This window comes from Candidatus Amarolinea dominans, assembly GCA_016719785.1.
Classification (GTDB): domain Bacteria; phylum Chloroflexota; class Anaerolineae; order SSC4; family Amarolineaceae; genus Amarolinea; species Amarolinea dominans.
This window is the reverse complement of the sequence record JADJYJ010000004.1, coordinates 277,630-302,590: the sequence shown is the minus strand read 5'-3', so window position 1 is coordinate 302,590 and position 24,961 is coordinate 277,630. Positions and strand designations below refer to the sequence as shown.

Here is a 24,961-nt window from a genome sequence, read left to right as displayed (position 1 = left end):
TGAGCGGGCGACATTTCACTGATGCGGCCATCTGCGGCGACCCAATACCACGGCTGGCTGCCGCGCGGATCGAGCCGGGCGCGCAGGGTTCCGTCGGCGTCCAGCACACCCTCGGTGACGACTTGGGGGCCGAGCAGGAAACCCGATTCGCCCACAGGCCAGCAGCGTTCGGCGTAGGCTTGCGTCAGCAGGATCACGGTCAGCGTTTTCGTGGCGTTGGGCGACGATGGGCGTGTGGCGCGTAGGACAGTCGGCGCTTCGTGTAGCCAGTATTCAACCCGTAACTCGCGGGCAACGATCTGGCAGGTGACGCCGTGCGTTTCTTCGTGTAGTTCCCAGTCTCGCGGCCCGTTTCCGGTCACGCCGTGGTTTGGGGTCGCGGCATTGGGGATTTCTGCAAGCGCCAGGCGGCCGACTTCGCCCGCGCAACCGTAGATCACCAGCACATCTTGGTCAGGCCAGCGCCAGAAGCCCAGGATGCGGCCGGTGTGGTAGCGCAACTGCAATCCGCTGTCGGCCAGGGGCAGGTTCATGAACAGCGGTTTGACCGCAAACGCTTCGACCTCGACCGCCAGGTGAACGGGGTTGGCGTCCGTAGCGGTGAGTTTGTGAAAAACCTGGTAGACCTGGCGGTCCGCGGTGTCATTGCGCAAATAGGCTGCGGCGAATTCGCCGTTGCGCACGCTGCGCAGCGGTTCGCCGCCGCCGCCGGCGCGGCCCGCCACCGCTTTGGCGCCCACGACGCGCGGCCCGCCCGCAGCGGCCGCGACCAGCAGGGGGGCCAGCGTTGATCCCAGGGTGCCCAGAAACAGGTGATGGCGCCGGGCCACGAAATACTTGGCGGTCAGCTCGCCGTATTCCGACACGGGCGCGTCGTAGTCGTAGGAGGTGGTCATGTGGATGGTGTCGCCGCCCACGGTACGTCCGCCCCAGAATCCGAAGTTGGTGCCGCCCGCCCACATCCAATGGCTGAGGCCGCTGGCGCCGACGGCTGTCAATTCGTGTAGTCGAGCATCCAGCCCGGCCGCTGATTTGCCATTGTGACGGCTGGCGCCCCAGTTGTCGAACCAGCCGCTCCATAACTCGCTGACGATCATGGGGTTGTCAGGCCAGGCGCGGCGGGTCTCCTGCAGCTTGCGGTCCAGGCCGGTCCAGCCATTGCGGAACTCGGCCACGCCGGGCATGGCGCCCATGCAGGTGTAGAGGGGAACGGTGATGCCCCGCTCGTTCAGCGCCTGCGCCAGGGTGGCCTGATGGCCGTCGTGCCCGTAGACGCCGGAGGCCCAGTGTTCGTTTTCGATTTGGACGAGGATGATGGGGCCGCCGCGGTCGGCCTGGCGGTCGGCCAACAGCGGGATCAGGGTGTCGAACCAGCGTAGCGTCGCGTCCAGGAAGGCCGGGTTGTCCAGGCGGTAGGCGATGCCGGGCTTGGCCGCCAGCCAGTTGGGGATGCCGCCGTTTTCCCATTCGGCGCAGATGTAGGGGCCGGGGCGGGCGATGATCTTCAGGCCGAGATCGTGACACAGATCCATGAATGCCGGCAGGTCGGCCATGTCGCTGAAATCGGTGTGCCCTTCCTGCGGCTCATGCAGATTCCAGGGAATGACGAAATCAATCGTGTTGAGTCCGGCTGCACGCGCCGACAAGAGCAACGATCGCCATTCGGCTCGGGGATAGCGAAAGTAGTGAACCTGGCCGGCCAGCAGGTAAAACGGCCGGCCGTCCAGCGTGATGCCATCGCGGGAACAGGCGACGTGTGTCATGCGGTTGACCTCTTGGACAAAGTACAAAGCACAAAGTACAAAGTGCAAAGGGGCTGCGACGACCTGCCGTAAGCGCCTCTCTCTCATTCAGCACTATGTACTATGCACTTTGCACTATGCGCTCTTTCACGCCTGGCGCTTGCCGTTGCCGTTGCCGGGCGATGACAGTAGTTCGGCCAGTTGTTGGGCGCCCTGGGAGTCGGTGACAGCCAGCACCTCGTCGCCCACTTCGAACGCAGTGACGCCGCGCGGCAGGACGATTTCACCGTGGCGCACAATGGCCGCGATGACGCAGTGCTCCGGCAGGGCCAGGTCCTTGAGGGCGATGCCCAGCGCCCTGGCGCCGACCGGCACTTTCTGTTCGACGATGGCAAAGTTGCCGCGGCGCAGCTTGAGCAGCGTCATCATGTCGCCGAGCGACATTTCTTCCTCGATGAGGCCGGAGAGGATTTCGGCAGCGTTGAGAGCCACGTCCACATGGAACTTTTGATCGAAGAGCCAGGCTGAGCGCGGGTTGTTGACGCGCGCGATGGTGCGGCCAACTTTGTAGCGTGAGCGCGCCATGAAACAGAGCGTCAAATTGTCGGCGTCGTTGTTGGTGACGGCCGCGACCACATCGGCGCGCTCGATGCCGGCCTGCTCCAAGATCTGCGGGTCGGTTGCTTTGCCTTCGTAGATGGCTTCGGTTGGCAGCTCACGATGGATACGAGCCAGGATGTCGGGACGGCTTTCGACGAGACGAATGTCATGGTTTTGGGCCAACAGCAGTGTGGCTAACTGAGTGCCGGTGCGACCGCCCCCGGCAATTAAAACAAACATGTTATTTTTCTCCCTGTGCCGCCAGGCGCTGACGCACCGCTTCGATACCGGTTTGGGTGGCGCTCAGGTGCAGGATGTCGCCCATGCGCAGAGGAGTATCTACCGCGGGCTGCGTCGCGCGGCCGGCGCGGGTCAGGGAGACGATCATGCACTGCCCGCCTGGCACGAGGTCTCGCAGGGCTCGACCATCCCAAGCCTGCTGGACCAGCATTTCATAGACTTCGATCTCGCCGTTGCCGGCTGAAAAAACAGTGCGCAGTGCTCCGGGGGCCAGCATCTCTTCCATGCGTTGCGCGCCCCAACTGCTGGAGCTGACGATCTGCAGGCCAAAGGCCTCGTGCATGGGGCGGTAGCGCGGGTCGAAGTTGCGCACGACGACATTTGGAATGTGGTAGACGGTGCGCGCCACGTGCCCGATGACGGCGTTGATGGTGTCAGCACTGGTGACGGCAGCCAGGGCCTGGGCGCCGTCAAGGCCGGCCCGGCTGAGCATGTCGCTGGACAGCATGTCGCCTTCTAACATGCGGCCCCGAAAATCGTGCGGCAGGTTGAGAAAGGCCTCACCGCTTTGATCCACAACCGTGACCTGAGATTTATTTTGGTAGAGTCGGTAGGCGAGTTCTGCACCCATACGGCCACAACCGACGACAACGACGTTCATGATGTTGCCTCTTATTGCCTGCTTAAAGTGTGGTTTCGTCCCGATCGAGTTGATAGGGCACATCGGTAATCACGATGCCTGGCTGAGAAAGGAAGGCCTGGCGCAAAAACCAGGCGGTTTGCGTGTGCAGTAAGTTTTGCCACCCGTGTCGCGGGACGAACTGCGGCACCACCACGGTGATGATTTCGTTTGGCTGGCGCTGCGCCGCGATGGTGGCGATGTAGTCCATCATCGGTTCGATCAGCAGACGATAGGGGGAATCAATGATCTGCAGGCGCACGCCTCCGCCCCAGATCTCCCATTTGCGTTTGACCTTTTCCACGGCGTCCGGGTCAATGGAGACATGCACGGCCGTGATGTCGTTGGACAGCGTGCGCGCGTAGCTGAGCGCGTTCAGGGTGCCGCGATGGACGCTGCTCACCGGCAAGATCACGCGATGACGACGGTCGGTGCGGGGTGCGGCGCCGTAGCGCTCCAGCGACAGGCGTTGGGCCAGGTCCTGATAGTGATGATGGATGCGGGCAAACAGGACGACCAGGATGGGGATGAGGATCAGCACCAGCCAGGCGCCATCCTGGAACTTGGTGATGCAGAAAACGAGCATCACGATGGCGGTGCAGAGGGCGCCAAAGCTGTTGATGACCATCTTCATGGCCCAGCGGCGGTCGAAGTGCAACAACGAACCGCGCTCGCGCACTTCCTGGTCCGGCTGCAAGCGGCCGATCTTGTACCAGCGGCGGGCCATGCCGGCCTGCGAGAGGGTGAATGACAAGAAGACGCCGATGGCGTAGAGTGGAATCAGCCCGGTGACGCTGGCGTTGAAGATCAGGATGAGTGCCGATGCGATGAAGGCCAGGGCGACGATGCCGTTGGAATAGACCAGGCGGCTGCCGCGAAACGCCAGTTGGCGTGGTACAAAGCCATCTACGGCCAGCAGTGCGCTGAGACTGGGCGCGCCAGCAAACGACGTATTGGTTGCCATAATCAGGATGATGGTGGTGGCGGCAATCGTGAGCAGGTACAGAACTCCCTGGCCTCCATGCACGGTTCGGGCAAACTGGGAGATGACCGTTTCCGTTTCTGACGGAATGGCGCCGATTTTGCCGCTGAAGAAGGTGATAGCCAGAAACAGCGTGCCAAGAATCGCCGACATCCAGAGCAAGGTGATGCCGGCGTTGCGGCTGCGCGGTTCCCTGAAGGAGGTCGTGCCATTGGAAATGGCTTCGACGCCGGTGAGCGCCGTTGTGCCGCTGGAAAAGGCGTGTAAGATCAGGAACAGGCCGATGGCTTGAGTTTCATGCAGCATCTCAAGGGGCGGCGGGTTGACGACCATCCCCAGGGTGCCGCCGAGGTAGCGTACCATGGCGGTCCCGACGGTCAAAACCATCATCGTCAGGAAGAAGTAAGATGGAATGGCGAAGGCCGAACCGGACTCCTTGATGCCGCGCAGGTTGATCAACATCACGAACGCAACCAGTGCAACTGCCAGGTAGGCCCGATAGCTGAGCAGGCCAGGAAAAGCTGAGACGATCTGCGCAACGCCAGACGAGACAGAGACGGCGACAGTGAGGATGTAATCGGTCAGGAGTGCGGCGCCGGCGATCTGCGCGGGCAGTTCGCCCAGGTTGTCGCGCGAGACGATGTAGGCGCCGCCGCCGCCAGGGTAGGCGTGAATGGTCTGTTCGTAGGACAGAGTGACGATGACCAGGAGTCCCACAATGGCCAGCGCGATGGGGAAAGCATAGCCAAATGCGGCTGTTCCTGCTGCAGCCAGAATGACCAAAATTTCTTGCGTGGCATACGCTGTAGATGATAGGGCATCGGACGCAAAGACAGCAAGGCCCACTTTTTTGTTGATGGTCTGATGGGGAGCATCCGCAGTGGACAGTGGATTGCCAAAGAGCCAGGTGCGCCATGTCCGCGGCGGTTGGAAGGTCGCCGGTCGGTGTAGAACCGTTGTTTTTGTGTTTTCTTCGATAATCGGCATAGAAAGAATCGGCTTTGCTGCTGTCCTTTGCACTGAAATGGGCGCCTAAGCATTCAGGCGCCCCGCTGACGCACGCTTTGTTGTGCCCGCGAACATCATCGCCCGCTGTGGCGCAGACACAACCTCATTATACTCACTTTTTACACAAAGGTGAAAACGGGCGCGCAGGAATCCGTAACTTCTGCCACGAATTGCACGAATTGACACGAAGGCAGAAACTCGATTCGTGAAAATCGGCAAAATTCGTGGCAAGAGAATCCTGACGCTCTCTGCCACGAATTGCACGAATTGACACGAAAAAACAATTCGTGAAAATTCGTGTCATTCGTGGCAAAAAATCCTAGCGCAGCCCGCTGTCGTAGGTAATCTCGACTGTGGTCACCTGTCCCGCGACGACGGTGACGCTTACATCCGCGGCCCGGGCGATGCCTTTGGCGGGCTTTTCTGGTCGCAGGGTGTAGTTTCCCGGAGGCAGCGCCAGGCGAAAACGTCCCTCCGCATCAGAGCTGACCTGGGAAACGACCCGATCAGCCTGATCGAGCACGGTGATGCTGGCCTGGTAGGGCGCGGTGCAGTCCTGCCCTGGGCGCACCGGCCCGCCGCAGGTGGGGCTGATGGTCACCAGGCCCTCGATTCCGCTGTCGCCTGGCTTGATGATCGCAGGCGTGGCGATCGGGCTGGGCGTTCCTGCTGGCAGCAACCCGGCCGTGCGGAACTTCTGCCCGCTGCGATCGGTGTGGTACGCGTAATCGCCCTTGGGTGTGTGGAAAATGATGCGGTAGCCGGGCGTGATCACTTCCAGGCACACGTCTTCGGGTTTCATGAGACCCAGGCAGGAATTGGGCCAGTCCACCGTCTCGACCGTGCTGGCAACCACCTCGGTAGACGGCAGGTCGAGCTTGCGCATGAGATCAGCCTGCGCAGGCACGACATAGGCCGGCAAGGGGTTTGGGTCCAACGTGGGGGGCAGCGGCGGCACCTCGCGCGTGGCTTGCGTCATCACCGGCGCACACGCGGTTAGAATCAGCAGAGCACTGCCGGTGAGTATGAAAAGACAAAACACGATAAATTTACGCATTGAACCCTATCTCCTTTTGTCCTGCATCTTATCCCGCGCCGCTGCCGCCGCCGCCGGCCGCGCCGCCCCCGGCGCCCCCGGCGCTGGCGCCTGCCGAGCTGGCCGAATGGGTCATGGCGGCAAAAATGGCGATTTCACTGCCGTCCGCCGTGTTGGCCAGGGGCGCAAACCAGGCCGGCACGGTCAAGTCGCCCTTTTTCTGGAAGAAATCTACCCAGTCCTTGAGCAAGCCAAACGCGGTGGCCCAGGGCAGCAGCGTCTGAAACGCGCCGGCCAGGTTGACCGGTTCCTTATCCTCAGTGATGCGGCGCAGATACTTGCCAAACGCCTCCCATTGGCGGCGCTCGGCCGCGCCGGTCTCCGACAGCGGCGAAACGACGCTGCCCGCAATGAGTAGCGCCAGGTCAACCAGGCCAAGCGCTATGAGCGGTAGCATGAAGGCCCAGATCGGGTTGGCGGCGGTCACCACCAGGCAGGCAAAGGCCAGCAGCACGCCAAAGAGAAGGCCGGAAGCGATGAAGAGGCCGCGCCTGATTTGCTCACGGCCCGGGTCGAACCAGCCCCGGTTCGCAGCATCCTGTTTGAGCGTTTCCTTGAAAGCCTTCAGCCGCGAGGAAATCCAGCTCTGCAGCGCCGACAGTTTGACACTGGTCTGCCTGTCTGCGCCAGTTGAAAACACCAGGTCGAGCGCGGCCTGCTCGAATGGCCGCAGGTCGGACGGCATGGATTGCAGGCGGAAAACGAAATCATGCCGGCGATGCCACTTCTTTTCGGGCGACTCCTCGATCTGCACAACGCCGCGGCTGCTCAGATCGAACAGCGTGGCCAGGGCCTGATCCCAACCGGGCGCGAAACCGCCGGCATGGCCGATGGCGCCGCCCAGCGCGGGTGGTAGAGACCCCGGCGGCGCTGTGGGGCGCATGTCTGCCTCCACGGGCGAGGCAGAGGGACGGCGGAAGCGTCGCACGTAGGCGATGATCGCGCCGACGCCGAGCAGGGTCAAAGCTCCCGATGCGAGGGCGAGGGGCTGCGCCAGGCGGTTGGACTCGATTTCAACGGCCTGCCACTGCGGTGGCTGTGTGACCAGGCTGCCTGGCGCAAAGCCTAGTTCTACGATCAGGTGCGAATTTGGCTCCAGGTTTTGCGCCACAAAGCGCACCTGGCCGTCGCTTGTTTCCACGCTGGCCTCGCCAACGGTAACGCGGGGGACCGCCACGCGTTGGATGGCCTTCGGATAGCTCACGGTGACGGTGCTCGAGGCGATGGTGTACTCATAATCGTCGGGCAGCGCCTGCCAGGCCAGCACGTCGGCCTCTGGATTCATGCGAATCACGCCCAGCGCGCGGTAGACCAACACGAAGGTGTGCGCGGTGTCTGACGTGGGCGCAAAATGCCAGCGCACGTTGATGGTGTCACCACCGTCAATTTCAACCTGACCGGCGTCCTCACCGGGCGGCAGGGTCTGGCCGTCCATGCCTGCGCTCACGATCGTGATGCTGTCGGTGTAGCTGGTCGGCAGATCGCGGTAGACGTAGGTGAAGGGGTCGCCGCTGAAGCGGAAGACCACCGTCTCGGTGACAAGCAGCGCGCCATCCTCCTGGACGACAATGTCCACATCGAAGCGCTCCGCGCGGTACGATTTGGCGGCTCCGACGCCGGGCGCGGCCGCGGCCAGAATCAACAAACCGATGATGAAAATCGCAAAACGGGTACGCATAGCTCACTCTCCGTTGCTGTGACCGGGGGATATGCCTGGCGCCCCAACAGCGCAGGCAACCATCCTAATTGTAGCACATCCAGGAGAATGCTGCCTGACGCCTGGCTGATACTGTCATTACAAGTTCATGCGTTGTCCTGTTCGATGGCGCTGTGCGTCGCGGCCATGACTTCATCGAGGGTGGCCCCGCGAGCGCGTTCGATGCGATCCATGCGCTTTTGGAACTGGCCGAGCGCGTAGTCAGTGAACATGTCGAGCGTTAAGCCAAACGGCACGGGGTCGTAGCTGGCGAAGGTGTCGCCGATGACGCCCAACGCCAGGGGGAGCAGGTCGTTCATGGTGTCTTCCACAATCGGCCACAGGCCAGGGTGCTGCGCCAAGAGGCGCGAGATGAGATAGACGCCGTAGGCGATGTGGCGTGATTCGTCTTGCTTGAGCAGGCCAATGCCTTTGACCTGACCCGGCATCAGGCCCTGCTGCTTGAGCACGGTGAAGTAAGCGTGGTAGCCGGTTTCTGCCAGCACCCCTTCCACGATCATGTTGTAGGTGACGGAGGCGCGCATCTGGGCCGCGGGCGACGGATCACTGAGCAGGGCGTTCATGGCCGCGGGCAGCGCCTGGTAGATGAGGGTGTGATAAGCGGGGGTGTGAAAACGCTCCAGGTTGTCGTTGCGCTGCACCACTTCGTCCAGGAAGCGGCGGAAGAAGTCGGTATGCTTGGCCTCCTCCCACAGGAAGGTGGTCAGGTACATCTCCTCTTCCAGGCGCCCTTCGCGAGCGATGACCATCAGCAGCGGCAGCAGGTCGAGCGTGACGGCCTCTTCGCCGGCCTGGAACATGCAGGTGAGACGCAGGAGAATGTCCTGCTGATCGGGCGCCAGGGTGAGCCAGTCGCGGCGGTCCTGGTTGAAGTCAATGTCACTTGGGTTCCAGACGCCGAAACGCTTGGCTTTTTCGAAAAGGCGCATGGGCGGAAGGTCGCGGTGCAGGCCGCGTGTGGTTGTGGCGAACGTTGTGTGGTTCATGAGATCGAGTTTCCGTGGTTGATTTGCGGGTTGGCGCTAGCGATAAAACTCGCTGCGCTTGAGCTTGATGTAGCGCAATTGGCGTTCGGCCAGTTTGCCCTGGTCGGTTAATTGCTGGCGCCGCGCCAGCGCGTAGTTGAACCAGCGTTCGGCCTCCTGCAGGCGGCCGCGCTTGAACAAGAGTTGCCCCAGGGCCACCGCGCTGTTGGCATCGTCTGGGCTATCGTCCAGCGCCGCGTGCAGCTTTTTTTCCTCCGTGGTGTAATCCGGTTTGAGGCCGAAGCCAATATCGAACACCTGGTCAGGGTCGTAGCGTTCCGCCTTGTGACGGATGAGGGCGCGGGCACGCGGGATGATAAAGTCGAGTTGGCGCACGATCTTGATGTTCAGCTCGATGTCGGCGCCGGCCAGGGCGGGCGGCAGTTCCAGGGCCAGGTCTTCATCGGCATCGAGCACTGCGTTGATGGACATCTCCTGCTCGGCGGCGGTGACAGTTTGCAGCAGCAGGGAGTTCTTGCCGGCGTTAGCCAGGTAGAGCGATTTGCCGCTGCGATTGGCGCGCAGGAAGGGCGTTTCCAGCCCGGCGCCAGGTGCAGCCATCGGGTGCTTTTGCGTGATGGGGAAATGAATATCCAGCATCTCCAGGAAATCGGCCGTGTAGTCGCGCAGAATACCGACATGTTCGTAGACGGTATCGCCTTCGGTCAGCTCGACGACGACCTTGACGCCCACGTAGTGCTCCAGCAGTGAGTCGTACTCCGTACCGGCGTAACCGATCAGGTTGCTGCCCAGGCTGGTGAAGTATTCCTGGCTCTCCTCGGTCACGAACTTCGACCCTCGGGCCTTGCTGCTGCCCACAATGACGCCGACGGCCTGAGCGAGAGAATCGGACGCGAGGCTGATGAAGTTGCGCAGACGCCGGCGCAGGCGCGCGCCAGGCCGCGGATGAAAGACTTTGTCAATCATCGCCTGACGCCGCTGCAGCTCATCTTCATCCATGTCGTCACAGTAGCGATAGATCGCCTGAATCTGCGGGAATTCATCCTTGTAGAGGAGATAGGTCGTTTCGATATGCTCTTGCACATCGCGATGATCGCTGGCATAGATCAACTCGATACCGGTAGGCTCCACGTGCAGGCGGCCCCAAATCTGGCGGCCGCCGAGCAGTTCAACGTTGACCGGGTCGCGCTCGAAGTGCGCCAGGCAGCGGTCGCGGCGCTTGCCGTTGAGATACGCGCCCACCAGCGCGCTCAAGATGACAATGATGAGCGTAATGAGGAGGGTTGGATCAGCCATGATGATGTCCTGATGAAGTAGAGATGAAATAGAATGGAATACGTGCGGCCCATTGTAATCGAAAGCGTCCGGCTAGACAACATTCGATCGTATCTGGGCGCGGATTGCCGGGCCGGTTGCTGCGACTCACCATTTATGGGAGACCAGATGTGATCATCGTCCGAAAGGCGGCCTGCAAACGGCGGGTGAGCGGGCCAGGCTCCCCGCGGCCGATGGGCTGACCATCGTACCAGGTGAGCGGCGCCAGTTCGATCAGGGAGTTGGTCAGGAAGGCTTCTGCGGCCTGCAGAAGCTGTGCGCGGGGAAACGCGCCTTCGACCACCGGTAGTTGCAGGCCGGCGGCCAGGGCCAGGACGAACGCACGCGTCACGCCGGGCAGCGGCCCACAGGCCAACGCCGGGGTGAAGAGAGCGCCGTCGCTGACCCAGAAGAGGTTGCTGGCGCAGCCTTCCACCAGGTGACCGGCATGGTTGAGGAAGATGCCTTCCGTAGCCCCGGCGGCGTGAGCGGCCTGGCGTCCCAAAATCTGCGGCAGGTAGTTGAGGGTTTTCAGCCCGGCCAGCGGGGAAGCCGCGTCCCAACGAAAGGGGACGCTGATCGCGGTCTGCGCGGCGGGGGCTGCCGCGGCCCAGGGTGCGGCGGTGATGACCACCGTGGGTGTGGGCTGCGCTGGAGGTAACAAGCCGCGCGGGCCAGCGCCACGCGAGACAGTCAGGCGCAGCATCGCGTCCTGGGCCTGCAGGCCGTTGGCCGCCAGGGTGTGCCGCGCGGCGGCGGCCAGTTCCGCGGCGGGCGGTGGGTCGAAGCCCAGGACGTTGGCCCCATGCTGCAGCCGGGTCAGGTGTTGATCCAGGCCCAGGATGCGGCCGCGATACGCGGCCAGCGTTTCGAAGAGGCCGTCGCCGAGCAGGAAACCCCGATCACGCGCCGATACCTGGGCGCTCTGCGCGGGTTGCATTTGCCCGTTGACATAAACAAGAGACATCCTTGAGCCTCCTAGGGCAAAGTCAGGCCGGCCAGCAGCCCGGCTGCCTTGTGCAAGGTTTCGGCATACTCGGCTCGCGGGTCGCTGTCGGCCACGATGCCGCCGCCGACGCCAAAGCTGAGTTCATGCGCGCTGGCCACCGCGGTGCGGATGGCGATGCTGCTATCGAACGCGCCGTCGAAGCCGAGGTAGCCCAGCGCGCCGCAGTAGACGCCGCGGTCGGTTGGCTCCAGTGCGGCGATGATCTGCATGGCCCGTACCTTGGGCGCGCCGGTGATCGAGCCGCCGGGAAAACAGGCGCGCAGCAGGTCTACCGCATCCAGACCAGGGCGCAGGCGACCGATCACGGTGGAAACCAGGTGATGCACGGTGGCGTACGACTCGATCGCGAACAGTTTGGACACCTGCACACTGAAGGGCCGGCACACTTTGGAAAGATCGTGACGCAGGAGGTCAACGATCATGACGTTTTCGGCCTGGTCCTTGGCGCTGGCGATCAACTCAGCCCGCAGCGCGGCATCCGAGGCGGCCGTGCGCCCGCGCGGCCGCGTCCCTTTGATGGGCCGCGTTTCAACCTGACCCTCCTGCACGCGCAGGAAGCGCTCCGGCGAGGCGCTGAGGATGGCGCCGCCCGCGTGCGGCAGGGCGAAGTACGCGGCGAAGGGCGCCGGGTTGATCTGGCGCAGGCGTTGGTAGTACACCCACGGATGCGCGGTCAGGGGCAGGTGCAGGCGCTGCGTCAGGTTGACCTGGTAGACATCGCCGGCGCTGATGTGAGCCAGCACGCGTTGCACGGCCTGCAGGTAGCTGGGTCGGCGAAACGTGGAGGTGACACCGGGATGGCCGGGCACAGGGAAGCGGGGCGTCTGCTGATGCGAATCTGCGGCCGGCAATTCCCGCGAAACCACCCAGGGCGGCAGGGGCGGGGCTGGCTGGGCGATGAGGGCCAAGATCTGTTCGGCGCGGCGCTGCGCGTGCGACCGGCGGGCAGACGCCTCGCCAGCCGGCCAGCCGCGGCAGATCAGCCAGCAGCGGCCGCCCGCGCGATGGTTTTTTGCGAAAACGCCGGCGGGCAGATGATCCCAGGCCAGCACCCAGTCGTAAAAGCCCAGCGCCATGTCAGGAAGGGAAGAAGGTGCAGGGGCGATTCCTCGCGATCGTTCAGCGGCGGGGCGAGTCTCCGCGCGAACCCCGGCAAACGGACTCTTTTCCAGGCGATGCGCCAGCTCGTAGCCCCAGTAGCCGGCCACGCCGCCCTGGAATGGCGGCAGGCCGCTGTGGGTTGGCTGCGCAAACCGGCGCCAAGTCTCTTGCAGCAGGGTGAACGGGTCCTCGGTACTGACGGTGGTCAGGCCGCTGTCGGTCTGTGTGAACCCGGTGCGCTCGCCGTGGCTGACCAGGGTGGCGAACGGGTACGCGGTGATGAATGAGTAACGTCCCAGGGGAGCGATGGGAGCCTGGTCATGGGCGGCCGGTGGGCGCGCGCTTTGCTGCGCAAAGGCCGGCGTTAGAAGGGCGCTGTCAAGAAACAAGGCAAAGGGGTCATGCGCCAGGTGTTGAAATACCGCCACTGGATCGGGCGGCGGGTCAAGCTCCAGAAGCCACGGCCACTCGCTCATGAATGTTGCCTAGTCCTCCACGTCCCACGCGCGGGCGCGGCTGATGGCGCGCTGCCAGCGCGCGAAGCCGGTCTCGCGTTGATCGTCGGTCAGTCGCGGCTCGAAGCGCGTAGCCCCCTCCGGCAGGGGCGGCAGATGATCGGGCGATTTCCAGGCGCCGCTGCCCATCCCCGCCAGCATGGCGGCCGCGCGCGCGGTGGTCTCGGTGAAGTGTGGGCGGATGGTGGGGATGCCGATGAGGTCGGCCTGAATCTGGCAGGCTTCATCGCTGGCCGAAACGCCGCCCCCCAGGTGCAACCGGTCCACATGCAGGCCGGTTTCGGTCTGGATCGTCTCCAGGATCGCGCGCACCTGGTAACCCAGGGCTTCGAGGAAGGCGCGCACGATGTGGGCGCGCGTGCTGCCCAACGTCAGACCCAGGATGGTGCCACGCGCGCGGTGATCGTTGTACGGCACGTTGAGGCCGGTGAAGGCGGGGACGAAGACGACGCCGCCGGCGTCGGGCACAGAGGCGGCCAGCGGGCCGACTTCATCGTCACGATCGAACAGCCGCGCGTTCTCGCGCATCCAACGGATGGCCGCGCCGGTGACGGCCGTGTCGGCTTCCAGGCAGTAGGTGAAGGCCGGGTCAGGGTCAACGCCGTTAGCCAACGCCCACGCCACGTAGACGTTGATTTTCTCCTGGTCAGGGGCATGGTTGCCCAGGCAGACGTCCACGAAGGAGGCGGTGCCGTGCGTACATTCGGCATCACCGGGGCGGCGGCAGTCATAGCCAAACAGAGCTGCCTGCTGATCGCCGATCATCGCCAGAACCGGTACGGCCGCGCTCGCGCCGTCGGGCGCATGGACGCGCAGGTTGCCGAACTCATGCACGGTGGGCATGGCCGCCGGCAGCGGGTCCTCGGGCACCCCCAGGCGCTCCAGCCAGGCTTGCCAATACTGGCGCGCGCGGAAATCGTAAAGCCCCATGGCCTGTACCAGGGAAAAGTCCATGGCGTGCTGCGCCGGCTGCCCCAGGGCCACCAGCAACCAGGCGGCAGACAGACCCAGGCGGAGGTTTCCGGCTGCGGCCGCGTCAATCAGGGTTTGGTCGGAGCGCAGACGCCAGGCGAGGTGCAGCGCCGAGCTGTAAGGGCCGGGGGAATAGCCCAAGCGGCGGCGGCTCTGCGGAAACAGTTCCCACGACCGCAGTTCATCGAGCAGGGGCAAGGTGCGCAAATCTTGCCAGGTGATGGCGGGGGCCAGAGCCTGGCCGCTGGCCGCGTGCCAGGCAAAATCGGTGTTGCGTTGGCAGGCGATGCCGCAGGCGGCGATCTCGGCCGGATGACAGCCGGCGCGCCCAATGGCCTCGGTGATGGCGGCAGCCAACGTTGCGGCGACGGCCAGCGGGTCTTGTTCGACCCAGCCGGCCTGCGGATAGATGCGCGGCAGGGGCTGGTAGCCGTAGCCATGCACCTGCCCCTGGTCATCCAGGATCAGGGCACGACTGCCACTGGTGCCCTGGTCGAGTCCGAGCAAAAAAGGTTTGGTTGGCATAGGTTTCAGATCGCGCCCGGCAGAAGATCGGCCAACTGGTGCAGGACGAAGGTGGGGCGCAGGGGCGAGGCGTCCAGCATGGCAGCGGAGGTGGCGCCGGTCAAGGTCAACGCGGCTGCCATACCGGCATCAAGCCCCATTTTTACGTCGGTTTCCAGGCGGTCGCCGGTCATGATACACCGATCGGGCGGCAGCGTCAAGACGCGCAGAGCCGCAGCGGCCATGTGCTGAGACGGTTTGCCCACGACTACCTCGACACGGGTGTTGGTGCAGGCTTCGATGGCGGCGATGATCGCGGCCGCGTCGGGCTGACCGCCGCCGGGCACCGGGCAGTAGCGGTCGGCGTTGGTGGCGAAGAAGCGCGCGCCGGCGCGGATGGCGTCGAAGGCGACCTGTAGCTTGCGGTAGACGAGGGTGCGGTCGAAGCTGGCGATGACGGCATCGGTGCGGGATGGGTCATCTACCAGCTCGAAACCGGCCGCTTCCAGGTCATGGCAGAGCGGCGCTTCGCCCAGCACAAAGAGGCGGGCGCCGGGCAAATGCTGTTGCAGGAAATCCACCATGACCATCGAGGAGTTGATGATGTCTGACAGGGGGGTGGGCAGGCCCAGGCGCGCCAGGCGGGCGGCGTAGTCCTGCTGGGAGTGGGTGGGGTTATTGGACAGGAAGATGGTGCGCTTGCCCAGGCCGCGCAGACGGGTGATGGTTTCGCCGGCGCTGGGCAAGAGCGCATCGCCCAGATAGACGGTGCCATCCAGGTCGAAGATGTACGCGTCATACAACTGCGTTGGGGTAGGGTAGTTTGTCATCGTGTCAACTTCCGGGCGGCGCGCAGAGCGGGCGCCATTGCCATGCACAGAAAAGGCGGCCAGGCCAGCGGCTGCGCAAGGCAAGCCGGCAGCCTGGTCGGCTGCTATTTGAGACCGGTGGTGGCGATGCCTTCGACAAAGTAGCGCTGGGCTAAAATGTAGACAAGCACCGTGGGCAAGATGGCGAGCGTGGCGCCGGCCATGATGTAGGGCACGTTGGCGTGGTAGCCACCCTGCAGGTCGGCCAGACCCTGGGTGACGACGTACATCTCCTTGTTGTGGATGACCACCAGCGGCCAGATGAAGCTGTTCCACGCGTACAGGAAGCTGATGGTGGCCAGGGTGGCGATGGCGGGCAGTGAGAGCGGCACGAAGATACGCCACAGGATCGTAAATCGGTTGGCGCCATCAATCACCGCGGCCTCTTCCAACTCATTGGGAATGTTGCGGAAGAACTGACGCATCAGGAAAGTGCCGTAGGCCGTAAAGAGCCACGGAATGATGAGTGACTCATAGCGGTCAACCCAATTGAAAAGCAGCATGAGCTTGTAGGTGGGGATCAGGATGACCATGAACGGGATCATGATCGTGCCGAGGTAGGCGCGGAAGAGCGCCTCGCGGCCGGGAAATTTGATGCGGGCAAAGGCATAGCCGCCCATGACCGAGGTGAAAATCTGGCCGATGACCACGCAGATGGTGATAAAGGCCGTGTTGAGCATGTAGCGCCCCATGTTGATGGTGCTCAAGACGGCCCGGTAGTTGGCCCATTCGAGGGAAGGGCCAAACGGGGCCAGGATGTTGGCGAAGGCGGACTGGTTGTCCTTGAGCGAGGTGGTGACCATGAAAAAGAAGGGGTAGGCCATCACCGCGCCGACGATCGCCAGGAAGGCGTAGAGCAGGAAACGCTGCACCAGCGACATGTTTTGATTGCGACCAAGCATAGATGGGTCTCCCTTCTAGTCTTCGACAACCCAGCGTTGTGACATGCGGAACTGAATGCTGGTGATGATAAAGATGATGGCGAACGACAGCCAGGCCAGGGCGCTGCCGTAGCCCATCTGGAAGCGCTGGAACCCTTTCTGGTACAGGTACATGACGATGGTCAGGGTTGAGTTGGCCGGACCGCCGCGCGTCATGATGTACGGCTCGGCAAAGATCTGCAGCACTTCGATGAGATTGGTGACGAGAATGAAAAAGATGGTGGGGGTGATGAGCGGAATGATGATCTTGCGCAAGATGACGCCGCGGGTGGCGCCATCTACCAGGGCGGCTTCGGTCAGGCTGTGGGGCACCCCCTGCAGCGCAGCCAGGAAGATCACCATGTCGTAGCCCACCGTGCGCCAGGCGCTCATCAGAATCAGTGAGAAGAGCGCCCAGTCAGGGTCATTCAGCCAACCGATCAGCGGCTTTGCCAGGTTGGCGCCCACGAGCCGATTGATCAGGGTGGTGATGGCGCCCAAGACAAAGTTGATGGCGCCGCTTTGGCGATCGAACACCCACAGATAGACCAGTGAGATGCCAACGACGGATGCCACCACCGGCAGGTAGTAAAGTCCCCGGAAGAAGGTCATGCCGCGCAGTTTGGAGTTGAGCAGATAGGCCAGAAAGAAGGCGGGTAGCACGGATAGGATCAACACCCCGCCGGCGTAGACAAACGTGTTGCGCAGCGCGACCCAGAAGATGGGGTCATTCGCGACGATCAGTTTACCCAGGGCGCCGAGGAAGCCTGCTCCCTGTTCCAGCGCGACCTGATAGGCCTCTGGCTTGAGCTGGAAGCCAAGCGCCTGCACGAAGTTGTCAAGCCAGATGAATTTGGGCGTTGTGAACAGATCCCAGTTTGTCAGGCTGTAATACAAGGATAACACCAGGGGGCCGGCAAAGAAGATCAGGAATCCCAGGATGTTGGGCAGCAGAAAGAGAAACCCTTCCAGGGCCTCGCGCCGCTGCCGAGATGCCGCCGTGGACGTTGGAACCGTGGCCGAAGCTGTCATGGACTTGCCTCCTGGATGAGAGAGATCAGGGATCGGAGATCAGAGATCAGAGATCAGGGATCAGGGATCAGGGGGACTTCGGGAGTCCGGCGGCGCAGGGCGGGGGGGGGCGCCGCGGGGGTGGGACTCCCGAAGTCGGGTCGGTCGGGTTACTTCTTGAACAGAGGGTTGGCGGCTGCGCAGGCTTCTTTGGCAATTTCTTCTGCGGTTGCCTTGCCATTCAGCAGCTTGTCCACGTTGGGCTGGTAGATGGCATCCACGATGTCGCCCCAGTTGCCTGTCCACAGTGGAATCTCGGCTACGGCGTAATCCGCGCCCTTGATGAAGGCGGAGTTGTCTGCCGGCGGCTTGGAATCGAGGAACGCCTGCTTGGCGCTGGCGGCCTTGTTGGACGGGATGTTGCTGCCGAGCGCCGCAACCTTCGCCTGCACTTCGGGGCTGGTCAGTTCTTTGATGACCTGCCAGGCCGCATCGGCGTTCGCTGTCTTGCCGCTGACAACGTATGGGCCCCAGAAGAGCCAGGTTTTCTTGCCGCCCGGCCCTTCGGGCATTTCCACCACGCCCCAGTTGAACTTGGCGTTCTGGCGCATGCCAGGGGTCATCCAACGGCCGTTGGGGAACATACCCACCTTGCCGGCCAGGAAGTCGGTCTCGCCGACGCCACCTTCGGCGCCCGGAGGCGGTGCAACTTTGTACTTGTTGAACAGGTCGGACATGAACTGCAGGCCGGTGATGGAGCCGGGCTGGTCCAGGCCGCAGGCGGTGCGATCGGCATTGAACAGGCTGCCGCCGCCGCTGTAGGCGAAGAAGCCCCACAGACCCCACCAGTTGCCGAAGCTGAAACCGTAGGTGCCGGCGCTCTCATCGCGGATGGTCTGGGCGGCCTTCAGGAAGTTGTCCCAATTCCATTCGCCCTTTGCGGCCTGCTCGGCCGGGTCGGGCAAGCCCTTCGCCTTGAAGAGGTCCATGTTGTAGTAGATGACCATCGTGGAGATGTCGCGCGGCAGGCCCCACAGTTTGCCATCGTGCTGAAGTTCGGCCATCGGTGCATCGTAGTAATCGGTCAGCTTGAACGCGCTGTCCTTGCTGGCCATGGGCATGAGGTCGAGCAAAACACCCTTGCTGGCCAGGTCCGCCGTGCTGGCGCCGGGAATCCAGGTGATGTCCGGGGCGGTGCCGGCGGATAGTTCCGTGGTCAGCTTGTCCATGTAACCCTGAACCGGGGCCGGGTCATAGACCAGCTTGACGTTCGCCAACTTGGCGTCAATTTCGTCGCTGATCTTCTGGTAGACGTTCTGCTCTTCCTGGTTGTCGGGGCGGGTACGCCAGCGGATCGTAACTTCCGCGGCTGGTTGATTGGGCGTTGTGGTGGGCTGTGCCGCGCCGCCACAGGCAGTCAATAAGGTGGCAGCGATGACTAATAGTACGAGCAACTTCTTCATGATGGTAGACGCTCTCTTTCTTGCAGACGCAAACATAAACATGACGTAGCGGTGATTGCTGAGACCACAGATGGTGTCCGCTTCGGCGCAGACATCTGGGGAGTCAGTCGAATCGTTCTCTCTTCTCGCCTGGCATGGTGCCTGGTGTGGGTAATTTTTGCTCCCGGTCAGCCTCCTTTCGTTGTCAAGAGTCAGGTAAAGATCGTAACTTGCCTGGGCGAACGGGGCGTTGTCCAGCGGGCAAGCGGTCTATATCAACGGTGAATGCAGCCTGGCCAGCGGCACGTCCGCGGGCCGCGCTTGCCTTATGCCAGCGCACGCGTCGAGTTGCGCGGCACAAAGGTGGTGGCCAATACCAGTGGTTCGAAACGCTCTTGGGTCCGTTGCACCAGGTCCAACAGGCGCTCGCCAGCCAAGCGCCCCATGGCCAGCGACTGCTGGCACACGGTGGTCAGGCTGGGATGCGAGAAGGCCGCGGCCGGAATGTCGTCGAAACCAACGATGGACAGATCGGTGGGAATCGTCAAACCAGAGGCCTGGGCGTAGGCCATGAAACCGAGCGCCATACGGTCGTTGACCGAAAAGATGGCGGTTGGTCGTGCTGGCTGCGCCAGGATGGACGCGGCCGCGGCAAAGCCGCTCTCCTGCGTAAAGTCGCCGGCGGCGCGCAGGTCGGGCGCGAGGCTCAGTCCATGCTCGGTCAGGGCATCGGTAAACCCCTGGATGCGCCGGCCCACCGCAGTGATCTCCAGCGGGCCGCCGATGAGGCCGATACGACGATGACCGAGGGCCAGCAAGTGTTCAGCCGCGAGACGGCCGCCCAGGTAGTCATCCGCATGAATGGTGTTGTACACACCCAGGGGTGAATGATAGCCCAGGGCCACGGTTGGGTAGGTGCGGTGCCGCAGCTCGGCCGTGATGGGCTGCACGCTCTCCATGCCGACCACGATGGCGCCATCCACATAACGGGTGTGCAGCAGGCGACGTAACCCACCCGCAGCGTCAGCCGCGCCCGCAGTCATCAGAAGGATGCTGTAGTCATGCGTGGTGGCGATGTTTTCCACCCCGCGTAAGAACAGCATCAGGTGGGGGTCTTCGAAAAGATAGTCGGACGCATAGGGAAAGGCCAGCCCGATGATCCCGGTGCGGACCTGATTCAGGCTGCGAGCCGCAAGATTGGGCACAAAATCGAGGTCCGAGACGACGGCCAGCACTTTGGCACGCGTCTTTTCACTGACGTAGGGCGTGTTCGACAGCACCTTGGAGACGGTTGCGGTCGAAACATCGGCTTGCCTGGCTACATCGTAGATCGTCACCGACACGGTTGCGCTCCTGCTGCGTAGCAAACTGCGGCCAGGGCGTCCAACGTGGCGACGCACCCTGGTCATTCCAGTTCGACGCCTGGGCACACGGGCACAGGCGTCGTGGGTTCGTTAAGCGGTTTACTATCGTGTGGAGAAAAGAGCGGCCCTTTCGGAAACCGCTTAACTACGAACAGTTTAGCACACGCAACGCGGTTTGTCAAGACCCAAAAATGAGGAAATTCGACAGCTCACATGGCGCGAAACGCCTATTCATAGCGCAGTGCGTCAATCGGGTTGAGGCGGGCGGCGCGGTTGGCGGGGTAGAGGCCGAAGAAGATGCCGATGCCCAGGGAGACGGTCAGGGCCAGGATGATGCTCTGCGGCGTGACGAGGGCGCGGCTACCCCCCAGCAAGGGTGTGATGATCTGGGCGCCGCCCACACCGAGCAGTACGCCGATGATCCCTCCTGTACTGCTGAGGACGACGGCTTCGGTCAGGAATTGCAGCAGGATGTCGCTGCGTTTGGCGCCGACCGCCTTGCGCAGCCCCACCTCACGCGTGCGCTCGGTCACGCTGACGAGCATGATATTCATGATGCCGATGCCGCCCACGAGCAGCGAGATCGCGGCGATACTGCCCAGCAAGGTGGTGAAGGTACCGCTGGTCTGCGCCACGCTGTCGAGGATGTCGGCCTGGTTCTGCACCGTGAAATCGTTCTCCGCGCCGGTCTGCAGCCCGTGCAGGGCGCGCAGAATCGCGGTAACCTGCGCCTGCGCCAGGTCCATCTCCTCGGCGGTGCGCACCTGCAGGCTGATGGAACGCACTTGCGTGGTGCCGGCGCCGCCCAATTTGACCTGCGCGGTGCGCAGTGGCATGAAGACGGTGTTGTCCTGGTTGTTGAATCCGCTCTGCCCCTTGCTCTTGAGCACGCCAATCACCTCATAGGGCTGCCGGTTGATGCGCACCACCTCGCCTACCGGGTTGACTAACGCGCTGCCGAAGAGGTCTTCGACCACGGTCTGCCCCAGAACAACCACCAGCGCCAGGTTGCTGGTGTCCTGCGCGCTGACGAAGCGCCCGCGATCCACGCTCCAGTTGCGTACCGTGGCATAGTCGGCCGTCACGCCGCTGATGCTGGTGTTGGTGGTCTTGCCCTGGTAGACGACGGTGGCATTGGCGCTGTAGTCGGGCGCCACCAGCTTGACGGCGGTAGCCAGGGCACGGATGGCCTCCACATCCTTGTCGGTCAGCGGCCGCGTGTTTTGCTGCAGGCCGCTGCGCGAAAAGCCGAAGTTGGTGCCGGCGCTGACGGTCAGCAGGTTGGAGCCAAGCGCCTGAAACTGGTTGATGATCTGCGCCTGCGCGCCTTGCCCCACGGCCACCAACGCAATCACCGCGGCCACGCCAATCACGACACCGAGCATGGTCAGGATGGAGCGCATCTTATGCACGGTCAGCGCGGTCACGGCCACGCGCAACCCCATCAATAGTTTTCTCATGACGATCTGCTCCTCTCAGCGGCCGATGGGCTGGTTGCGGGAACCGCCGACGTTGCTGCCCTGGCCAGGGCCAACAAGGATGCCGCCGGCTCCGCGCACGCCGAAGGGGTTGGTGGATTGGGTGGCGGCGATCTGGATGACGACCTTGTCACCGGGGTTGAGGCCGCGCACGATCTGGGTGTTGACGCCATCGCTGAGGCCGATTTCGACGGGGACGGCCTGCGGTTCGGCGGTCGGATCGTTGGGGTTGGGGACCAGTACCTGCACCAGGCCGCCGCTGCGTTGCAGGGCCATGGTGGGAACCAGCAGGGCGTTGGTCGCCTGACCGAGTTCCACCTTGACGTTGGCGGTCATGCCGACCAGCAGGGGCAGGTCAACCGCGCCGGTGAGGGTGATGGGAACCGAATAGACCATGACATCGCCCTGCAGCGTGCCTTGTAAGGGCACGGAGGCAACCTGGCCGCGCAAGGTGCGACCGGGGAAGGCGTCGAAGGTGACCTGGGCGGTCTGGCTGGCGGCAACCTGGCGGATGGTGGTCTCGTCCACGGCGGCGACGATCTGCAGCGTCTGCAGGTTGGCGACGGTCAGGATGCGGGTGTTGGCGGCGACGAGATCGCCTGGCTCAACGTGGGTCTGCAGGATGGTGCCGGCGAAGGGGGCCATGATCTGGGTGGCGGCGAGTGCGGCCTCGGCATCCGTCACGGCCAGGCGCTTTTTGTCCAGGTCGGCCTGCGCGGTTGCCAGTTTGACCGTGTCCGGCCCTTCATCCAGTTGACTGCGGTTCTCCTGCGCCTCGGCCTGGGCGACCTGCGCCTGCTGCACCGCCAGGCGGGCCTTGGCCAGGGTCAGCTTGTCGCCTCCGGCTTGCGCCTCGGCCAGCGCTTCCTGCGCATCCGCCAGGCTGGCCTGGGCCTTGACCACGGCCGCCGCGACCGCCTGTTGATTGAGCTGGCGCTGCGCCTGCACGTGCGCCAGGTCGGCTTGCGCGTCGCCCAGCGCGGTCTGTTCGTCGCTCAACTGCTCGATCTGCTCGGCGTTGGCCTTGCCATTGGCCACCAGCGCCATCAGGTCTGTGATACGGCGCTCATGCCAGTTGACGGCGTACTGCAGGTCGCGCTCGCTCTTGGCCGCGGCGTCATGATCGGTCAGGGTTTGCTGCGTTTGCGCCAGGGCGAGGGTGTCCTGCGCATCCTGGACCACGCCGCGCAAGCGCGCCAGGTCGGGCGTCTGCGCCGATTTCAAATCTTCCGCGGCCTGTTGTTGATCGTGATCCGCTTTGGCCACGGCCAGGTCGGCCTTGGCGCGGGCAAGGTCGGTAACCGGCGCCTGGAGATCGGTCAGGCGTTCCGCGGTCGCCTGCAGATCGCTGCGCGCCTGATCGAGCGCTTGTTGATAGGGCGCGGGGTCAATCGCAGCCAGCACTTGTCCGTTCGTCACGGTGTTGCCCGCGGCCACGGCCAGGGTCAGCAGCTTGGTCGTGCCGCTGAGCCGGGTGAAGGTCAAATTAGCCTGCTGCACCGCCTCCACCTGACCGACGACGCTCAGGCTGGCGCTGAGGTCGCCCACCTGCACATCTACCACTTGCGTGTAACCGCTGCTGGCGGTGGTGGCCCCCCCCTCCCCCCCAGTTTGGGGGGTGCGGCTGCGGATGAATAGAAAGCTGCCCACGGCTACAATAGCCAGCAGGACTAACACCCACGGCCAGAATCGTTTGGATTGTTGCATATGTGCGATTCTCCTGTCAGCGGCCGATGGGCTGAATGCGTGGAGTGTCGCCGCCGACGCCGCGGAAGTTGAAGGGGTTGGTGGATTGGGTGGCGGCGATCTGGACGACGACCTTGTCACCGGGGTTGAGGCCGCGCACGATCTGGGTGTTGATGCCATCGCTGAGGCCGATTTCCACGGGGACGGCCTGCGGCTCGGCGGTCGGGTCGTTGGGGTTGGGGACCAGCACCTGCACCAGGCCGCCGCTGCGTTGCAGGGCCATGGTGGGAACCAGCAGGGCGTTGGTCGCCTGACCGAGTTCCACCTTGACGTTGGCGGTCATGCCGACCAGCAGGGGCAGGTCAACCGCGCCGGTGAGGGTGATGGGAACCGAATAGACCATGACATCGCCCTGCAGCGTGCCTTGTAAGGGCACGGAGGCAACCTGGCCACGCAAGGTGCGACCGAGGAAGGCGTCGAAGGTGACTTGGGCGGCCTGGCCGGCGGCAATCTGGCGGATGGTGGTCTCGTCCACGGCCGCGACGATCTGCAGCGTCTGCAGGTTGGCGACGGTCAGGATGCGGGTGTTGGCGGTGACGAGATCGCCTGGCTCAACGTGGGTCTGCAGGATGGTGCCGGCGAAGGGGGCCATGATCTGGGTGGCGGCGAGCGCGGCCTCGGCATCCGTCACGGCCAGGCGTTTTTTGTCCAGGTCGGCCTGCGCGGTTGCCAGTTTGACCGTGTCTGGCCCTTCATCCAGTTGACTGCGGTTCTCCTGCGCCTCGGCCTGGGCGACCTGCGCCTGCTGCACGGCCAGGCGGGCCTTGGCCAGGGTCAGCTTGTCGCCTCCGGCTTGCGCCTCGGCCAGCGCTTCCTGTGCATCCGCCAGGCTGGTTTGCGCCTTGCGCAGTTGGCTCTGGGCCTTGAGCAGGTCGGCCTGCTGTTGCAGCTCGGCGGTGATGCGTGCATCGCGGGCATTCATCATGGTATTGAAAGCCACGCGCAGCCGGTCCTGGTGAAAGGTATCGTTATAGGTTTCGGCCGCCAGGCGCGCGTGCTCGGCCGCGGTCGTGGCCTCGGTCTCGCGCAACTTGTCCAGGCGAGTGGCAGCCGTCCTATCGGATTGCAGTGACGCCAGGCTGGCCTGGGCTTCGTTCAGCGTACGTTGGGCGTCGGTGACTCTGATCGTCAGACTGGCGATATCCGGGTGCAGCAGGTCCGTCAGCGTGTCTTGTGCGGTCTGGTTTTGGAGGTTGGCCTGCGCCACGGCCAGATCGGCCTGGGCGCGGGCGAGGTCGGTCACCGGCGTCTGCAGATCGGCCAGGGTTTCCTCGGCCGCTTGCAGGCTGCTCTTGGCTTGATCCAGGGCCTGCTGATAGGCCGCGGGGTCAATCGTGGCTAACACCTGGCCGGCGGTCACGGTGTGGCCCGCGGCCACAGCCAGTGTCAGCAGCTTGGTGGTGCCGTTGAGGCGGGTAAAGGTCAGGTCTTCCTGCTGTTCCGCTTCCACCTGGCCAACCACACTCAGACTGGCGCTGAGATTGCCCACCTGTACGTCCACAATCTGCGTGTACCCGCTGCTGGCGGCCCCTCCCTCCCCCCCAGTTGGGGAGGGAGGGAGGGTGCGGCTGCGGATGAAAAAGAATCCGCCCGCGGCCACGGCCAGCAAAATGAGCGCCAACGCCCCGTAGCGCGCTGTTTTCATGTCAACTCCCGGCTTTCTGCT

18 protein-coding genes and 1 pseudogene are annotated in these 24,961 nt (G+C 63.6%); all 19 read right to left on the bottom strand.

The features are described 5' to 3' along the window. Positions 1-263: 263 nt before the first annotated feature. Positions 264-1,763 (bottom strand): annotated as a pseudogene (locus IPM84_07855) (beta-galactosidase). Between the two features lie 126 nt (positions 1,764-1,889). Then, positions 1,890-2,582, bottom strand: coding sequence for an NAD-binding protein (locus IPM84_07850; protein MBK9092681.1), 693 nt, complete (start codon positions 2,580-2,582; stop codon positions 1,890-1,892). A gap of 1 nt (position 2,583) precedes the next feature. Next, positions 2,584-3,243: an NAD-binding protein gene (locus tag IPM84_07845; protein ID MBK9092680.1), complete on the bottom strand. Its 660-nt coding sequence runs from the start codon at positions 3,241-3,243 to the stop codon at positions 2,584-2,586. 22 nt (positions 3,244-3,265) lie between these two features. Beyond that, the gene (locus IPM84_07840; GenBank protein ID MBK9092679.1) at positions 3,266-5,230 is read right to left on the bottom strand and encodes an APC family permease; all 1,965 of its coding nucleotides are present in this window, start codon (positions 5,228-5,230) and stop codon (positions 3,266-3,268) included. Positions 5,231-5,570: 340 nt separating this feature from the next. Then, positions 5,571-6,308 carry a carboxypeptidase regulatory-like domain-containing protein gene (locus IPM84_07835; GenBank protein ID MBK9092678.1) on the bottom strand — a complete coding sequence of 246 codons (738 nt, stop codon included), beginning with the start codon at positions 6,306-6,308 and terminating at the stop codon, positions 5,571-5,573. Between the two features lie 28 nt (positions 6,309-6,336). Further along, positions 6,337-8,025 (bottom strand): DUF2207 domain-containing protein, encoded by a 1,689-nt coding sequence (locus IPM84_07830; protein MBK9092677.1) that lies wholly within the window; start codon positions 8,023-8,025, stop codon positions 6,337-6,339. A 125-nt stretch (positions 8,026-8,150) separates the two neighbouring features. Next, a complete protein-coding gene (locus tag IPM84_07825; GenBank protein MBK9092676.1) occupies positions 8,151-9,050 on the bottom strand; it encodes a R2-like ligand-binding oxidase in 900 nt (299 codons plus the stop codon). A 36-nt stretch (positions 9,051-9,086) separates the two neighbouring features. Further along, on the bottom strand, positions 9,087-10,346 hold the full coding sequence (locus tag IPM84_07820) for a hypothetical protein (protein ID MBK9092675.1): 1,260 nt from the start codon (positions 10,344-10,346) through the stop codon (positions 9,087-9,089). A gap of 133 nt (positions 10,347-10,479) precedes the next feature. Beyond that, on the bottom strand, positions 10,480-11,331 hold the full coding sequence (locus tag IPM84_07815; GenBank protein MBK9092674.1) for an aminotransferase class IV: 852 nt from the start codon (positions 11,329-11,331) through the stop codon (positions 10,480-10,482). A gap of 11 nt (positions 11,332-11,342) precedes the next feature. After that, positions 11,343-12,950, bottom strand: a complete 1,608-nt coding sequence (gene pabB, locus IPM84_07810; GenBank protein ID MBK9092673.1) for an aminodeoxychorismate synthase component I — start codon at positions 12,948-12,950, stop codon at positions 11,343-11,345. 9 nt (positions 12,951-12,959) lie between these two features. Continuing rightward, complete coding sequence (locus IPM84_07805; protein MBK9092672.1) at positions 12,960-14,486, bottom strand: carbohydrate kinase; 1,527 nt, start codon at positions 14,484-14,486, stop codon at positions 12,960-12,962. A gap of 5 nt (positions 14,487-14,491) precedes the next feature. After that, positions 14,492-15,295, bottom strand: a complete 804-nt coding sequence (locus IPM84_07800; protein ID MBK9092671.1) for an HAD-IIA family hydrolase — start codon at positions 15,293-15,295, stop codon at positions 14,492-14,494. A gap of 104 nt (positions 15,296-15,399) precedes the next feature. After that, entirely contained in the window at positions 15,400-16,215 is an 816-nt protein-coding gene (locus IPM84_07795) for a carbohydrate ABC transporter permease (protein ID MBK9092670.1), read from the bottom strand. A 36-nt stretch (positions 16,216-16,251) separates the two neighbouring features. Next, positions 16,252-17,286, bottom strand: coding sequence for a sugar ABC transporter permease (locus IPM84_07790; protein ID MBK9092669.1), 1,035 nt, complete (start codon positions 17,284-17,286; stop codon positions 16,252-16,254). Positions 17,287-17,435: 149 nt separating this feature from the next. Continuing rightward, positions 17,436-18,728 (bottom strand): sugar ABC transporter substrate-binding protein, encoded by a 1,293-nt coding sequence (locus IPM84_07785; protein ID MBK9092668.1) that lies wholly within the window; start codon positions 18,726-18,728, stop codon positions 17,436-17,438. A 305-nt stretch (positions 18,729-19,033) separates the two neighbouring features. Next, entirely contained in the window at positions 19,034-20,050 is a 1,017-nt protein-coding gene (locus IPM84_07780) for a LacI family DNA-binding transcriptional regulator (GenBank protein MBK9092667.1), read from the bottom strand. Positions 20,051-20,298: 248 nt separating this feature from the next. Then, positions 20,299-21,516, bottom strand: coding sequence for an ABC transporter permease (locus IPM84_07775; GenBank protein MBK9092666.1), 1,218 nt, complete (start codon positions 21,514-21,516; stop codon positions 20,299-20,301). Positions 21,517-21,546: 30 nt separating this feature from the next. After that, on the bottom strand, positions 21,547-23,256 hold the full coding sequence (locus IPM84_07770; protein ID MBK9092665.1) for an efflux RND transporter periplasmic adaptor subunit: 1,710 nt from the start codon (positions 23,254-23,256) through the stop codon (positions 21,547-21,549). A gap of 16 nt (positions 23,257-23,272) precedes the next feature. Then, entirely contained in the window at positions 23,273-24,940 is a 1,668-nt protein-coding gene (locus IPM84_07765) for an efflux RND transporter periplasmic adaptor subunit (protein ID MBK9092664.1), read from the bottom strand. Positions 24,941-24,961 lie beyond the last annotated feature (21 nt).

Bases quoted from the DNA above. Each gene is read 5' to 3' on its own strand.
- IPM84_07850 (MBK9092681.1), bottom strand. From the start codon at position 2,582: ATGTTTGTTTTAATTGCCGGGGGCGGTCGCACCGGCACTCAGTTAGCC.
- IPM84_07845 (MBK9092680.1), bottom strand. From the start codon at position 3,243: ATGAACGTCGTTGTCGTCGGTTGTGGCCGTATGGGTGCAGAACTCGCC.
- IPM84_07840 (MBK9092679.1), bottom strand. From the start codon at position 5,230: ATGCCGATTATCGAAGAAAACACAAAAACAACGGTTCTACACCGACCG.
- IPM84_07835 (MBK9092678.1), bottom strand. From the start codon at position 6,308: ATGCGTAAATTTATCGTGTTTTGTCTTTTCATACTCACCGGCAGTGCT.
- IPM84_07830 (MBK9092677.1), bottom strand. From the start codon at position 8,025: ATGCGTACCCGTTTTGCGATTTTCATCATCGGTTTGTTGATTCTGGCC.
- IPM84_07825 (MBK9092676.1), bottom strand. From the start codon at position 9,050: ATGAACCACACAACGTTCGCCACAACCACACGCGGCCTGCACCGCGAC.
- IPM84_07820 (MBK9092675.1), bottom strand. From the start codon at position 10,346: ATGGCTGATCCAACCCTCCTCATTACGCTCATCATTGTCATCTTGAGC.
- IPM84_07815 (MBK9092674.1), bottom strand. From the start codon at position 11,331: ATGTCTCTTGTTTATGTCAACGGGCAAATGCAACCCGCGCAGAGCGCC.
- pabB (MBK9092673.1), bottom strand. From the start codon at position 12,950: ATGAGCGAGTGGCCGTGGCTTCTGGAGCTTGACCCGCCGCCCGATCCA.
- IPM84_07805 (MBK9092672.1), bottom strand. From the start codon at position 14,486: ATGCCAACCAAACCTTTTTTGCTCGGACTCGACCAGGGCACCAGTGGC.
- IPM84_07800 (MBK9092671.1), bottom strand. From the start codon at position 15,295: ATGACAAACTACCCTACCCCAACGCAGTTGTATGACGCGTACATCTTC.
- IPM84_07795 (MBK9092670.1), bottom strand. From the start codon at position 16,215: ATGTCGCTGGTGCAGCGTTTCCTGCTCTACGCCTTCCTGGCGATCGTC.
- IPM84_07790 (MBK9092669.1), bottom strand. From the start codon at position 17,286: ATGACAGCTTCGGCCACGGTTCCAACGTCCACGGCGGCATCTCGGCAG.
- IPM84_07785 (MBK9092668.1), bottom strand. From the start codon at position 18,728: ATGAAGAAGTTGCTCGTACTATTAGTCATCGCTGCCACCTTATTGACT.
- IPM84_07775 (MBK9092666.1), bottom strand. From the start codon at position 21,516: ATGGGGTTGCGCGTGGCCGTGACCGCGCTGACCGTGCATAAGATGCGC.
- IPM84_07770 (MBK9092665.1), bottom strand. From the start codon at position 23,256: ATGCAACAATCCAAACGATTCTGGCCGTGGGTGTTAGTCCTGCTGGCT.
- IPM84_07765 (MBK9092664.1), bottom strand. From the start codon at position 24,940: ATGAAAACAGCGCGCTACGGGGCGTTGGCGCTCATTTTGCTGGCCGTG.